Annotated in this window: 11 protein-coding genes and 2 pseudogenes; 2 read left to right on the forward strand and 11 right to left on the reverse strand. The window is 70.4% G+C overall.

From position 1 onward, the window contains the following. Positions 1 to 76: 76 nt before the first annotated feature. The 7 genes and pseudogenes from ACZ5CR_RS26500 to ACZ5CR_RS26530 form a co-directional block, all read right to left on the reverse strand. A pseudogene (locus ACZ5CR_RS26500) lies at positions 77 to 1,318 on the reverse strand (ROK family transcriptional regulator); the annotation flags it as partial. A gap of 134 nt (positions 1,319 to 1,452) precedes the next feature. Continuing rightward, positions 1,453 to 2,424 (reverse strand): fumarylacetoacetate hydrolase family protein, encoded by a 972-nt coding sequence (locus ACZ5CR_RS26505; RefSeq protein ID WP_468861674.1) that lies wholly within the window; start codon positions 2,422 to 2,424, stop codon positions 1,453 to 1,455. An 87-nt stretch (positions 2,425 to 2,511) separates the two neighbouring features. Continuing rightward, complete coding sequence (locus tag ACZ5CR_RS26510) at positions 2,512 to 3,450, reverse strand: VOC family protein (RefSeq protein ID WP_468861676.1); 939 nt, start codon at positions 3,448 to 3,450, stop codon at positions 2,512 to 2,514. 5 nt (positions 3,451 to 3,455) lie between these two features. Further along, positions 3,456 to 4,460, reverse strand: a complete 1,005-nt coding sequence (locus ACZ5CR_RS26515; protein ID WP_468861678.1) for an amidohydrolase family protein — start codon at positions 4,458 to 4,460, stop codon at positions 3,456 to 3,458. After that, complete coding sequence (locus ACZ5CR_RS26520) at positions 4,457 to 5,593, reverse strand: FAD-dependent oxidoreductase (RefSeq protein ID WP_468861765.1); 1,137 nt, start codon at positions 5,591 to 5,593, stop codon at positions 4,457 to 4,459. Before ACZ5CR_RS26520 ends, ACZ5CR_RS26515 begins: the two co-directional genes overlap by 4 nt. A gap of 50 nt (positions 5,594 to 5,643) precedes the next feature. Beyond that, positions 5,644 to 6,615: a cyclase family protein gene (locus ACZ5CR_RS26525; protein ID WP_468861681.1), complete on the reverse strand. Its 972-nt coding sequence runs from the start codon at positions 6,613 to 6,615 to the stop codon at positions 5,644 to 5,646. Then, on the reverse strand, positions 6,612 to 7,613 hold the full coding sequence (locus tag ACZ5CR_RS26530; protein WP_468861684.1) for a fumarylacetoacetate hydrolase family protein: 1,002 nt from the start codon (positions 7,611 to 7,613) through the stop codon (positions 6,612 to 6,614). Before ACZ5CR_RS26530 ends, ACZ5CR_RS26525 begins: the two co-directional genes overlap by 4 nt. 136 nt (positions 7,614 to 7,749) lie before the next feature. Here ACZ5CR_RS26530 and ACZ5CR_RS26535 point away from each other — a divergent pair, with 136 nt between their 5' ends. Next, positions 7,750 to 8,667: a LysR family transcriptional regulator gene (locus ACZ5CR_RS26535; RefSeq protein WP_468861686.1), complete on the forward strand. Its 918-nt coding sequence runs from the start codon at positions 7,750 to 7,752 to the stop codon at positions 8,665 to 8,667. Between the two features lie 172 nt (positions 8,668 to 8,839). On the opposite strand, the gene ACZ5CR_RS26540 is transcribed toward ACZ5CR_RS26535, so the two are convergent. Then, the gene (locus ACZ5CR_RS26540; protein WP_468861688.1) at positions 8,840 to 9,349 is read right to left on the reverse strand and encodes a MarR family winged helix-turn-helix transcriptional regulator; all 510 of its coding nucleotides are present in this window, start codon (positions 9,347 to 9,349) and stop codon (positions 8,840 to 8,842) included. Positions 9,350 to 9,477: 128 nt separating this feature from the next. On the opposite strand from ACZ5CR_RS26540, the gene ACZ5CR_RS26545 reads away from it, so the two are divergent. Beyond that, positions 9,478 to 9,903, forward strand: coding sequence for a Rid family hydrolase (locus ACZ5CR_RS26545; protein ID WP_468861691.1), 426 nt, complete (start codon positions 9,478 to 9,480; stop codon positions 9,901 to 9,903). Between the two features lie 40 nt (positions 9,904 to 9,943). On the opposite strand, the pseudogene ACZ5CR_RS26550 reads toward ACZ5CR_RS26545, so the two are convergent. From ACZ5CR_RS26550 to ACZ5CR_RS26560, 3 genes and pseudogenes are all read right to left on the reverse strand, one after another. Beyond that, a pseudogene (locus tag ACZ5CR_RS26550) lies at positions 9,944 to 10,878 on the reverse strand (IS982 family transposase). Between the two features lie 254 nt (positions 10,879 to 11,132). Continuing rightward, on the reverse strand, positions 11,133 to 11,726 hold the full coding sequence (locus tag ACZ5CR_RS26555; RefSeq protein WP_468861693.1) for a TetR/AcrR family transcriptional regulator: 594 nt from the start codon (positions 11,724 to 11,726) through the stop codon (positions 11,133 to 11,135). A gap of 68 nt (positions 11,727 to 11,794) precedes the next feature. Next, entirely contained in the window at positions 11,795 to 13,105 is a 1,311-nt protein-coding gene (locus ACZ5CR_RS26560; RefSeq protein WP_468861696.1) for an MFS transporter, read from the reverse strand. Positions 13,106 to 13,202 lie beyond the last annotated feature (97 nt).

A 13,202-nucleotide genomic window follows, 5' to 3' on the forward strand; every position in this document is an offset into this window, starting at 1 on the left:
CCCCCCCCCCCCCCCCCCCCCCCCCCCCCCTCCCCCACCCCCCCCCCCCCCCCCCCTCTCTCCCCCCCCCCCCCCCCCCCCCCCCCCCCTCCACGTAGGCCGCCGGGTCCGCCAGGACCTCGCGCACCACGCGCGCGGCCGCACCCCGCGCCGCGTCAGCGGACGAGGACGAGGCCCGCAGCCGCTTGCTTCCAGGCGTCCACAGGCCCGACACCACACGGGCGGTCAGCTCCTCGTCGGCGGCGGGGGCGAGCCACGGCATGAGGTCGCGGAAGACACCGCCCAGAATCACCGCGTCCGGGTCGATCAGATTCACCGCGCCCGAGAGGACCCGGCCCAGGCGGCGCCCGGCCTCCTCGATCGCGTGCCGGGCCTGCGCCTCGCCCTCGCGCGCCCGGCGCTCCAGCTCCGCGAGTCCGGCCAGGCCCGCGCTCTCCTCGAGACCCGCCGCCCGCAACAGCGCCGCCTGTCCCGCGTACTGCTCCAGACAGCCCCGCGCACCGCAGCGGCACTCGGGACCGTCCGGCTCCACCACCACATGCCCGATCTCACCGGCGAACCCGTGGGCACCCCGCATGAGTCGGCCGTTGAGCACCAGGGCGCCGCCGATACCGATCTCGCCGGTCAGGTAGATGAAGCTGGTCACGGGGTCGTCGCCGTCGCCGAACCACAGCTCGGCCATGGCTGCCAGATTCGCCTCGTTGCCGGCGCTGACGGGCAGTGCGCGGTGTGTGGGACGCAGCGCCGTCAACGCCTGCGCGAACAGCCCCTCCACGGCCACCCGGTTCCAGCCCAGGTTCGGCGCCTGCCGCACCGTACCGCCGGAGACCAGGGCGGGCAGGGCCAGTTCGGCACCGACGGGGTGCAGCTTCTGCTGTGCGGCGGACTCGATGGCCCGGGACGCGAGCCGCGCCGCCCGGGCCAGGACCGTGGCGGGAGGGGCGCCCCGGTTGTCGGTGCGTTCCACCAGGCGTACGCGGTCGGTACCGGCGAGGTCGATGACGCACACCGTCACGTAGTCGATGTTGATCTCGACCCCGAGCCCGGCGGACCCGGTCCGCGCCACCTGCAGCGCTGTGCCCGGCCGGCCCGCCTGCCCGCTGAACGTCTTGCCCCACTCGGTGAGGAACCCCTCGGTGAGGAGCTGGTCCACGAGCGAGGACACCGCGGCCCGGGTGAGTCCCACCCGAGCGGCCACCCCGGCGCGCGTCGCCTCACCCGCGTCATGGACCGTGCGCAGCACCAGACTCAGGTTGTGCCGCCGTACGGTCGCCTTGTCGGCCTTGGAGGGCGTGGCGGAGGGATCGTTGCTGTTCATCGTGGGTCCGACCCTATGTGAAGGGCCGCGAGAGCCTGCACAGCTGTGGCGGAACCCAACCCGGAACCCAACACCGATCACCGGACCAAGCACTCATTGAGAGTCCGTCCGTGCACGAAGCAGGCGCTTCCGATTCACGGACGCTCCCGGCTGCGACGGCGTCCTGCCGGGAGCGGAATCGGCTCGGCGCCGGCCACGACGGTGCTGGTGAGGGTCCCGATGCCTTCGACGGTGAGGGTGACCGTGTCGCCGGGCTTGAGGGGCCGCGGAATCTGCTCGCCGCGCAGGCCCCACAGTTCGGCGAGGCAGCCGCCGTTGCCGCACGTGCCCGAGCCGAGGACGTCGCCAGGGACGACGCGGGTGCCGCGGGAGGCGTAGGCGACCATCTCCTCGAAGGTCCAGCTCATGTTGGACAGCAGGTCCTCGCCGATCACCTGACCGTTGACCTCGGCGGTCAGGGCCAGGCGCAGAAAGCCTTCGCCGTCGCGGTACGGGTCGAGTTCGTCGGCGGTGACGAGATAAGGGCCGAGAGTGGTGGCGGTGTCCTTGCCCTTGCAGGGGCCGAGTCCCACCTTCATCTCGGCGGACTGGAGGTCCCGGGCGGACCAGTCGTTGAAAACCGTGAAGCCGATGATGTGGTCGCGAGCCTGCTCGGGGGTGAGGTCGCGGCCCTCGCGGCCGATGACGGCGGCGACTTCGAGCTCGTAGTCGAGGACGGCCGAGCCGGGCGGCATCGGGACGGCGTCGTCGGGTCCGTAGATCGCGTGCGGGTTGGTGAAGTAGAAGGTGGGCGCGGCGCGCCACTGGTCGGGGACGCCGCTGACACCGTCGACCGAACGGCGCACACCCTCCACGTGCTCCTCGAACGCGACGAAGTCCCGTACGGAGGAGGGCTGGAGCGGAGGCAGCAGCCGCACCTGGGAGACGTGCGGGCCGGGCGGCGCGTCCAGCGCGGCGGCACCGGCCTCGAGAAGACCGGCCAGGCCGCCGCTGGAACGGATCAACTCGGCGAGCGACGCGGCGCCGGGCAGTGGGCAGAGGATGCCGTCCTCCTCGACGACGGCGACGCGGGTGCGGTGCTGGTGTGCGTAGGTGGCGAATCGCATGGGCACTCCTGGCGAGACGGCGCCGGGGGCGCGGCGGTGAGCCAGGGCATGGACAGGGCCACCGCGCCCACGGAACTCGGGGTGGGATCAGACCGGCGGGGCGACGAACACGCCGCGGTCGACGTCGTTGAACGACTCCTTGGCGACGAGTTCGTTCATCGGGTTGGCGGTGCCCCACTGGTCGGTGACCTCGGGCCGGGAGAAGTCGTAGACGTGCGGATGCCAGGTGTCCTCGTCGAGCAGCTCCAACTCCGTCGTGTATTCCACGGTGTTGCCTTGCGGGTCGAGGAAGTAGGTGAAGGTGTTGTCGCCCGCCATGTGCCTGCCGGGACCCCAGATCTTCTGGTACCCGGCGCGCATCACCCGGCCGGAGCCGCGCATGTACTCGTCGAGGCCGCGCATCTCGAAGGAGACATGGTGCAGGGCCGTGTGGGGGCCCTGGGCGATGGCCATCGAGTGGTGCTGGTTGCTGATCCGCATGAAGTGCATGACCTCACCCATGTGCGGCGAGGACAGCGTGTCCGAGAGGGCGAAACCGAGGTGACGCTCGTACCACTCCCGGGTCCGGTTCAGGTCCGGGGAGTTGAGGACGACGTGGGAGAGCTTGACCGGGATGGCCTCCTTCTCCTCGATCTTGCGGTGGCGGCGGACCTCGACGTCGGCGGATACCTCGATGGTGCGTCCGTCGACGTCGAAGAAGCGGAAGCCGTAACCGCCGCCGGGGGTATCGACCTTGCCGGGCTGCGAGATCAACTGCACGCCGCCGGCGAGGAGGTGCTCGGCCAGAGTGTCGACGTCCGCCGCCGACGCCGCACCGTAGGAGACGAGGTCAAGGCGCTTCTCGTCGGCCTTGCGCAGGCGTACGACGTACTGCTCGGGGGAGCCCTCGGCGGCGAGGAAGGAGATGCCGGAGTCCTCGGCGACCTCGGTCAGGCCCCAGACGCCGGAGTAGAAGTCGACCTGCTTGTCGTAGTCGGGCACGGCCAGGTCGACGTGCCGCAGGTGGGTGAGCAGACGTCCGCTCATGATGATCAGTCCTTCCGGAGGAGAGTGGCCGCGTTGCCGCCGCGTATGGCGTGGAGCTCGGTGTCGGACAGACCGGCGGCACGCAGCGCGCCGACCGGATCCTCGGTGCCCATGTCGAAGGGGAAGTCGGAACCGAGCAGTACCCGGTCGGCCCCGGCCACGCGCACCAACTCCCGTAGCACGTGAGGGTTATGGACGAGTGAGTCGAAGTAGAGACGCTTGAGGTAGCTGCTGGGCAGGTGGGCGCAGCCGGATCCGGCGTCGGGGCGGGTCGTCCACGCGTGGTCGGAGCGGCCGACGTGGGTGGGGAGGTATCCGCCGCCGTGCGCCGCGATGATCTTCAGGCCGGGATGGCGGTCCATGACTCCGGAGAAGATCAGGTGAGAGAGGGCGACGGCGTTCTCGGCGGGCTGGCCGACGGTGTTGGACAGGTACCACTGGTCGAGGCGCTCGTCGAGGGTGCAGCCGAAGGGGTGCAGGAAGATGATCGCGCCGGTCTCCTCCGCCTGCGCCCACAGCGATTCGTACGCCGGGTCGGAGAGCTCGCGACCGGGCGCGTGGCTGGAGATCTCGATCCCCGACAGCCCTTGGGCCAGAGCGTGTTGAAGCGCCTTCACGGCGGTCTCCGGATGCTGGAGCGGTACGAGGCCGATGCCGCGCAGCCGGTCCGGCGCGGCCGAACAGTGCGACGCGGTGGCCTCGTTGGCCAGCCGGTACACCTTCTCGGCCGTATCCTCGTCCGCCCAGTAGTGGTAGTGCGAGGGGGAGGGGCTGACCAGCTGGACGTCCACGCCCTGGGCGTCCATCGCCGCGAGGCGGACGGATGGATCGGTGAGGCGGGCGATGCGTTCGCCGATCATCGGGCCGTTGACCTTCAGGGCGGCCGGTCCGTTACGGCGGGCGTCGAGGGCCTTCGCCGCGGCGAGGCCGGGCAGGCCGTCCACCAGCGCCTCGATCTCGGGCAGCAGGACGTGGGCGTGCACGTCGACGGTGGGCACTGTCGTCGTCACGGCAGCTCCCGCAGAATGGCCATGGTGCGGCCCATCAGGCCGGGCACGTCGGCATCACGGACTCCGTCGAGCTGCCACTGACCCAGCTGCACGGATGCCTCCACGACAGGCCGTACGCGGGTGATCCGCCGCTCGTAATAGGCCTGGAGCAGGGCGTCGTCCCAGGTGTCGGCGGCGGACAGCATCTGGGTGAGCACCCAGGCGTCCTCCATCGACAGGGCCGCGCCCTGGGCGAGGGTGGGCGGACAGCAGTGCGCGGCGTCGCCGACGAGGACGACGCGGCCACGGTGCCAGGAGCCCTCGACCAGCATCCGGTCGAACCAGGTGTAGTTCACCTGTGCCGGGTCGGTGATGTGCTCGGTGATCTCGGGCCAGTGGCCGCCGTAGTGCCGTGCCAGGGACTTCATCTCGTCGGCGTACGAGGCCGGCGGGATCGAGGCGCGGTCGCGGTTGGCCTCGACGACGTACGCGTAGAGCATGCTCTCGCTGGTGGGGCAGTACCCGGCGATGTAGGCGGGGCCGCCGTACGCGAGGTCGGTGCGGGTCACTCCGGCCGGGCGAGGCGCGGCGATCCGCCAGATCGCCATGCCGGTGGGCTCGGGCCTGTCCGGGATGCCGATGGCCGCGCGGGTGGCGGAGCCCATGCCGTCGGCGCCGATCACCAGGTCGTAGCGGCTCTCGGTGCCGTCGGTGAAGCGAGCGGTGACGCCGTCGTCGTCGGCGTCCTGGTCCAGGGAGGTGGCGCGGACTCCGAGGCGGACGGTGGCGCCGCTGGCGCGCACCGCGTCGATGAGAACGTGCTGCAGCCGCGAGCGCTGCATGCCGACGGTGGCGGGCAGGTCGTCGCCGCCCGTGCGCAGGTCCTCGGCGACGTGCAGGACGGTGCCGTCGGGGGCGGTGATGCCCACCGCGCCGAAGCCGTAGCCGAACCTCTCCACCTGCTCCCACACGCCGAGTTCACGCAGCACGCGCAGGGCGTTGCCCTGGAGAGTGATGCCGGAGCCCGCGGTGGCGTTCCAGTCGTCCTTCGCCTCGATCAGGTCGACCGCGACTCCGGCGCGGCGCAGCAGGATCGCGGCGGCGTTGCCGGCCGCGCCGCCGCCGATGACGAGGACCGTGCGGGGTGTGCTCATAGGGGAACTGCTCATAGGGGAACTCCTGTGTTCCTCAGAAAGGTCGAGGACTACTTGACGGCGACCGGATTGACCGGCGAACCGACGGCGCCGGTGATGGGCAGGGGAGCGGCGGTGAGCCAGAAGCCGTACTCGCCGTCGCGTGCGCAGTCGGCGGCGAGTACGTCCAGATCCCACATCTCGCCGATGAGCAGACCCATATTGGGGATGGCGACCTGATGCAAGGGCTGGAAGGCGTGCTCGAACTCGTTCGGGCGGACCTCGAATCCCCAGGTGTCGATGGCGATCGCGGCGATCTCGGTGCGGTGCAGCCAGCCGGCCGTGGTGAACGAGAGGCCGGGTGCCGGATCGCCGGCATAGTCGCCCCAGCCCTCGCGCCGGGCGCGAGTGAGGCGTCCGGTGCGCACCAGCACGATGTCGCCCCGGCCGACGGTCACGCCGTGCGCCGCGGCGGTCCGGGTCAGATGCTCCTCGGTGATCGCGAAGGCGTCGGGCAGTTCACCGTCCTCGCCCACGACGCGGCCCACGTCAAGGAGGACGCCACGTCCGGCGACGTGCGGGGCCATGTGCTCGATGCCGGTGACGAGGTCGCCGTCGGAGGTGACGACCTTCTCGGCGGGGCGTCCGTTCCACGCCTTGCCGTGGTCGAAGATGTGGCCGAGCCCGTCCCACTGGGTGGAGCACTGCAGGGGCATGGCGATCACGTCGTCGGCGCCACCCAGGCCGTGCGGGAAGCCCTGGTTGCCGAGGGCGGCGTCGGTGCCGGTGTCGAGCATGGTGTGCACCGGGTTGGTGCGCCGCCGCCAGCCCTTCTGCGGGCCGTCCATGTCGAACCGCTGCGAGAGGGAGAAACTGACACCCCGTCGCACGAGCGCCGCGCCCTCGCGGCGCTTGGCCGCGTCGAGGAAGTTGAGGGTACCGAGCCGGTCGTCCTCGCCCCAGCGCCCCCAGTTCGAGTACGCCTTGGCGGCCTCGGCGATCGCGCCCTCGGGATCGTCGCGGTCCAGAGGTCCGGCGGTCACGCCCCCGCCTCCGTCACACAGCGGGTGCGCTGCGCGCCGAGCCCGGTGATCGAGCCGTCCATCACGTCGCCGTCGCGCAGCAGACGACCCCAGTGCATTCCGTTTCCGGCAGGCGAGCCGGTCAACACCAGGTCACCGGGGAGAAGTCGAGCGCTCTGCGAAGCGTAGGACACCATGCGCGCCACGTTGAAGATCATGTCCTTGGTGGACTCGTCCTGCATGGTCTCGCCGTTCAGCTTCAGGACCAGCCGCAGGTCGTCGGGGTCGGCGATCGACTCGGCGGGAACGATCCACGGGCCGAGCGGAGTGAACCCCGGCGCGTTCTTGCTGCGCAGCCAGTCGGTGCCGATCTGCGGCATGTCCCGGCGGAAGACGGTCGCGCGGTCGGTGAGATCGTTGGCGATCGTGTACCCGGCGACGTGGCCCAGGGCTCCCTCGACCGACACCCGGTGGGCGGGCTTGGCGATGACGGCCGCCAACTCCAGCTCCCAGTCCGGCTTCTTGGCCCAGCCGGGCAGCACGACATCGTCGTACGGTCCCGTGATCGCGCTCGGCAGCCCGATGAATACGTACGGCAGATCCTCCGCGGCACGCCGGTCCATGATCTCGGCCGCCTCCGCGCGCCGCTCGTCCTCAGGCCGGTCGTCGCCGGGGGCGCGGTGCGCGACGTGGAGGTCGATGACGTGCTGCCGGTAGTTGGCGCCGGACTGGAAGACCTGGCGCGGCTCGACCGGAGCGTGCACCTGGAACTGCGCGAGTGGCTTGTGTGCCAGGGCGTCGTCGCCGGCCAAGGCCCGCAGCCGCGGCAGCACCGCGGGCCAGTGCGCCAGGAGTCGTCGTACGGTAAGCCGCTCGTCGTCCAGGGCGTCGCGCAGATCGACGACGCGCTCGTGGGGCGTGACCAGCGCGGGGAACGCGGGACCGCCCGGGGCCGAGAGCGTTGCCAGGGCGAAAGGGCCGGCGAAGAGCGGGGATGCGGGGGCAGGCTTCACGGACATGTCCTCCTGATTGCGGTGGGACTAATCTGGACCCGCCACCGGTGATCAGGGAAATAGATTGTGTGGATGCCAGTCATCCACCAGGAAGATTTCTGCTGGTCAGAGTTGTCCGAAGTCGTACAGCAAGGGAAAATCCGTGAATCTGGCCCGCTTGGACCTCAACCTCGTCGTCGCCTTGCGGGCCCTGCTGGAGGAGCGCAACGTGACCCGCGCCGGGCAGCGCGTCGGACTGAGCCAGCCCGCCATGAGTGCCGCGCTGTCCCGGCTGCGCCGTCACTTCGACGACGACCTGCTGGCCCGCGTCGGCGGCCACTACGAGTTGACCGCTCTCGGCCAAGTGCTCCTCGACCGCACCTCCACCGCCTACGACGTCCTCGAGCGCCTCTTCTCCAGCCAGGCCGAGTTCGACCCGGCCGAGGAGAGCCGTGAGTTCAAGCTGGTGGCGTCCGACTACGCGGTCTCCGTCTTCGGCGCCGAACTCGCCCGCGTCGTGCACGAGGAGGCCCCCGGCATCAGGCTGCGTTTCGCGCAGACCCCGCCCACGGTGGTCGACGACACGGCCACTCTGCTCAGCGCGGTCGACGGGCTGCTCATGCCGCACGGCGTCATCAGCGACTTCCCCGCCACCGACCTCTACGAGGACCGGTGGGTCTTCGTGGTCGCCGACGACCACCCGTCCGTCACGGACCGGCTCACCCGGCAGGACCTGGCCGACCTGCCGTGGGTCACCTACCAGCGGACGTACGACGCACCGGCCGTGCGTCAGCTCGGGATGCTCGGCGTTGAGCCGCGTGTGGAGGTGTCAGTCGACAGTTTCCAGCTGCTGCCGCTGCTTGTGGCCGGCACCCGGCGCATCGCCATGGTCCAGGCCCGGCTCGCCCGCCTGCTCGCGCCGATCGCCCCCGTGCGGGTCGTGGAACCTCCCTACGAGGCGGTTTCCCTGCAGGAGGCTCTGTGGTGGCATCCGGTGCACACGCACGACGCCGCCCACATCTGGCTGCGGGAGACCGCGGCACGCGTCGGATCGAGACTGCCCCGACCGCACGGCGGATGAATCAGGATGGTGACGGAGAAGGACGAAGGAGGCGTGCCTTCCCACACGCGTGGGGCGGCCCCACGCCAGTAGGGCGGGGGTAGCCGCGCCCCGAGGTCTGCGCCGTGCTGCTGGCATGCTGACTTTCACCCCCGGCACCTGCTCGTCTCAGGTCGTTGCGCGGGGGCGGCTGTCAGCCGAAGTCGTCGGGGACGATGCGGAGTTTGTGTGCGACGCGGGCGAGGGCCTTCTGATCGGTCGTGTTGAGCGAGTCGAGGACCATGTGGCGTACGGCGCGCAGGTGTGTGGGCGCTGCCAGGTGCACGATCGCGAAGCCCGCGTCGGTGAGCTCGGCGAGGGTGTAACGGCCGTCGTCCGGGTCGGGTGACCGTACGACCCAACCGCGCTGTTCACAGCGTTTGATGACGTTGGACAGGCGGGAAAGCGACCCGCTTGCGAGGAAGGCGAGCTCTCCCATCCGCAGCTTGCGCTGTGGGGCCTCGGAGAGGTGGCTGAGCACGAGGTACTCGAACAGAGTGAGGCCGTGTTCCTGCCGCAGTGGCGACTCCAGCTTGGCGGGCAGCAGCAGGACAAGCGAGATCAGTCCCGTCCACGCCGCCTTCTCCTGCTCGTCGAGCCATCGCAGCTCCTCATCGCCTTCGTGTTCGCTCATGCCGCTCATGGGTTCTTCCGTGCTGCTCACGGCTCTTCCCGCCCTTCCGGCGAAGTCCGCCATCACTTCACGCTTGAAGTTATGGTTTGCTAGCCTGACTTTACGCGTGAACTCATGGCAGAGGAAACGCGCCCCTATGGACTGGAAAAGGGAGCATCATGAGCACCGTCACCTTCGGTATCACTCCGGGCTACGGCGAGAAGCTGCACGAGGCCCTCGGCTACAGCGGGGCCGTCCGCGTCGGCGACCGGGTCGAGATCTCCGGCCAGGCCGGGGTGGATGACGACCTGGTCATTCCCGACTCGTTGGAAGACGAGATCATCCAGGCTTTCGACAACGTGGAGCGCACGCTCGCGACGGTCGGCGCGACATGGAAGGACGTCATCCACGTCAACTCCTACCACAAGGTCGCACCAGGAGATGACGCCATCGGCGACGACCACAACACGGTCATGGCCGAGCAGTTCCGCCGACGCCTCAACGGCCGCGCGCCGATCTGGACCGAGACCGGCGTCACGGTTCTCGGTCTCGCCGCCATGCGCGTGGAGATCCGCGTCACCGCCATCGTCGGATCCGGGAATTGAACCGTCGCCTCCAGTGACCGAACCGTAGTCACCTAGATGATCAATTCCAAGGGGTCTGTGGTGAGTGGTCGTAGGCCGTCAGTGAGCGAAGGACGGGCTGGCCGGTGTGATCCTTGTGCCAGATCGCGGCGGTCAGCGCGAGGATGCGCTGCATGACGCGGGCGATCACGCCGCCCGGTGTGCGGCCTCGGTGCTGATCGATGTTGAGCTGGCCCTTGAAGGTCTCGTTGACCGACTCGATCACCTGCCGCAACGGCTTGAACAGCAAGGCGCCGGGCCGTTCCGGCTCGTCCTTGCGGGCCGGCCGCAGGAGCCGGATGTCCTGCTCGGCCAACTGCTGCTCGAAGTCGCGGCCGAAGTAGTTCTTGTCGCCGATCAGCGTCTGTCCGGGCCGGGCTGCGGTCAGGCCCGGTTCGGCGGTGAGCAGGTCCAGCAGGGTCTCGCGTTCGTCGGCCTTGTCCCCGGTCAGGGCGAAGGCGACTCGCAGGCCCTGCAAGGTGCACACCAGGTGCAGGCGCAGGCCCCGAAGGAAGCGGCTGTGGCTGGCGCAGTACCCGTACTCGGCCCATCCGGCCAGGTCGGAGCGTTTGACGGTCTCGCGGGAGCGTCCGCACTCCACCGGCGTGGAATTCACGATCCACACGTCGTCGCTCCATGCGGAGCTATCGGCGGCCGGGACCCGGTCACTCGCCGCAGTAGCTCGGCGGCCTTGCGCGGCCGCTTGTTGTGGCCGGGCTGCTGCGGGAGGCAGGGGAAGAGATGTCGCAGGTGCAAGCGGGCGTAGCGAAGCCACTTGGCCTCGGAGGTGTAGCCCAGCATGGCCTGCGTCATCGCGAGCGTGACCAGCTCGGCATCGGCCAGTTGCGGAACAATCCCGATGGCCGGACGCCAGGGCATCAGATGCGGTGATGCCTTCAGCAGGTCGTCGGTCCTCACATAGAGTGCGGTGGCGAGGGAGCCCAACTCTGTCTTCACACACCGACGTTAGGCTCCGCCTTGTGCGCGCACCCGATCCCTTGGAGATCGTTCATCTAGTGGTGCTGGGTCGGGAAACCAGCGGACAGACGTCGGGCGAGCGGGCTGCGGCGCACCGTCCGCGGATCGGGCCCGACTGGAGCCGGCGGCCCGGTGCATTGGCCCGGGCCGCTCTACCGACGCCGCGTCAGTAGCCCTCGCGCACTGCGTGGTTCACGCTCGGGGTCCCGGCCCGCGTGCGTGCCGAGCGCCGCTCATGCCTCGGCGGGTGCGCTCGTCGCCGCCGCGATCAGGGCGGTCGCCGCCGCGCGGGAGGTCGCGGCCACCGTGGAGTCGTGGTCCATCAGGGCGGAGATGCCGGCGCCGTCGTAGAGGAGTTGGAGCTGGCGGCCCAGGGCGTCGGGGTCGGCGGCGCCGGCCTCGGCGGCGAGGCGGGTGAAGAGTTCGCGCATCCAGCCGCGGAAGGCGTCCGCCGCTTCCTGGACCAGCCCGCCGGGGCTGGCCTCGGCGCCGGCGCGGATGAAGGCGCAGCCGTGGAAGTCGGGCCGGTCGAACTGCCGCCCCTGGGACTCGAAGACCGCCAGCATCTGCTCGCGGGGCGTGTCGCGCTCCGCGACGGCCCGGGTGATCCGGTCGGCGGTGGCCGCGTGCCGGGTGTCGAGGTACGCCCGGACGAGCTGCTCCTTGCCGCCGAAGGTGTTGTACAGCGACGCCTTGGCCACGCCCGCGTGCTCGATGACCCGGTCGATCCCGACGCTCTGCACGCCCTCGGCGTAGAACAGCTCGTTCGCGGCGGCGAGCAGGCGCTCTCGCGCCGACGGCTTCGCGGTGCTCTGGACACTCGCCATGACGGTCACTCCTTCAGACAGATCTGTCTACATTATGCTCCGGCCGAGTGCTGGCCGGAGGCCACCCCTCAGGCGTTGCCGCCGACCTGCTCGGCCGGCAGGTCCGCCGCCCCGTCCCGGCCGCCGCGCAACAGCCCGAGCAGCGCGAACGCCGCGAGGACGATCACGGCGACGCCGTACTCCTGCGCGGTGGCGGTCAGTCCGCCCGCGTGGACGACGAGGAACCCGGCGATCACGGCGGGCACCCCCATGCCCAGGTAGGAGACGACGAAGAGCAGCGAAAGCACCCCGGAACTCTCGTGCGGCCGGGCCAGCGGCATCACCGTACGGATGCCGCCCTGGAACCCGCTGCCGAAGCCGACGCCCGCGATGGCGGTGCCGACGAAGAAGCCGGTGGGGGAGGAGTCGCGGATCGAGACGAGGGTGAGGGCCACCCCGGCGATCAGCGCGAGGATGCCGGTGAGCATCACCGTCCGGGTCGCCGCCTTCCGCAGGACCAGCACCGAGACGGCGGCCACCCCGGCGAGCACGAACAGGCTCAGCCCGCCGAGGACTTCGGACCTGGAACCGGTCAACTCCCGTGCGAGGGACGGACCGAGTGATCCGTACAGCCCGGCCAGTGCCCAGACGGCGAACAGCACCGGTGCGGCCACCAGCATCGGGCGGCGTGCGGCGCGCGGCAGCTTGATCTCCGGCGCCAGGCTGGCCAGCGCCCCCGGCTTGCGGATCACCGTCTCCGCCATCAGCGCGACGGCGACGGCCTGGAGGACGAAGACCGCCATCAGCCCGAGGTAGACCAGATGCGTGGGGGCGGGCAGGAACTGGACGACGAGGCCGGAGACCAGCGCGCCGGTGGCCGTGCCGATGCCCGGGACGACCGCGTTGGTGATCGTGCCGCGCGGCCGGTCGATGTCCATCATCCCCGCCCCGATCGCGCCGAGCGCGGCGCCGGTCGACAGCCCCTGGACGATCCGGGCGACCATCAGCCCCGACACGCCGTCGGCGGTGGCGAACACGACCATCGAGATGGCCTGCGCCGCCAGCGCGGCCAGCAGTACCGGCCGTCTGCCGACGTGGTCGGAGACCTTGCCCATGGTGAGCAGCCCGAGCAGCACAGCCACCGCGTAGACGCCGAAGACCACGGTGGTGGTGATCGGGTCGAAGCCCCATTCGGCCTGGTAGACCGCGTAGAGCGGGGTCGGCGCGCTGGAGGCCGCCAGGAACGAGATGGTGATCGAGGCAAGTGCGTACAGCGCCACGTTCGGCGGCAGCTGCCGGCCGCGCGCGGATACGGCAGCGGAAGCGGATCCGGCGTCGGCGGGCGCCGCGTCCGAGGTACGCGCCGGTTTGGACGCCGGGACGACCGAGAGATTCGTCATGACCATTCCCGTCCGAAGTGTGAGTAGACCTGTCTGTCTAATCGCGAATCAGATTAGACAGACAGGTCTACTCACGTCAAGCGGGAGAGGCGAGCAT

The organism is Streptomyces sp. NPDC031274 (assembly GCF_055570235.1).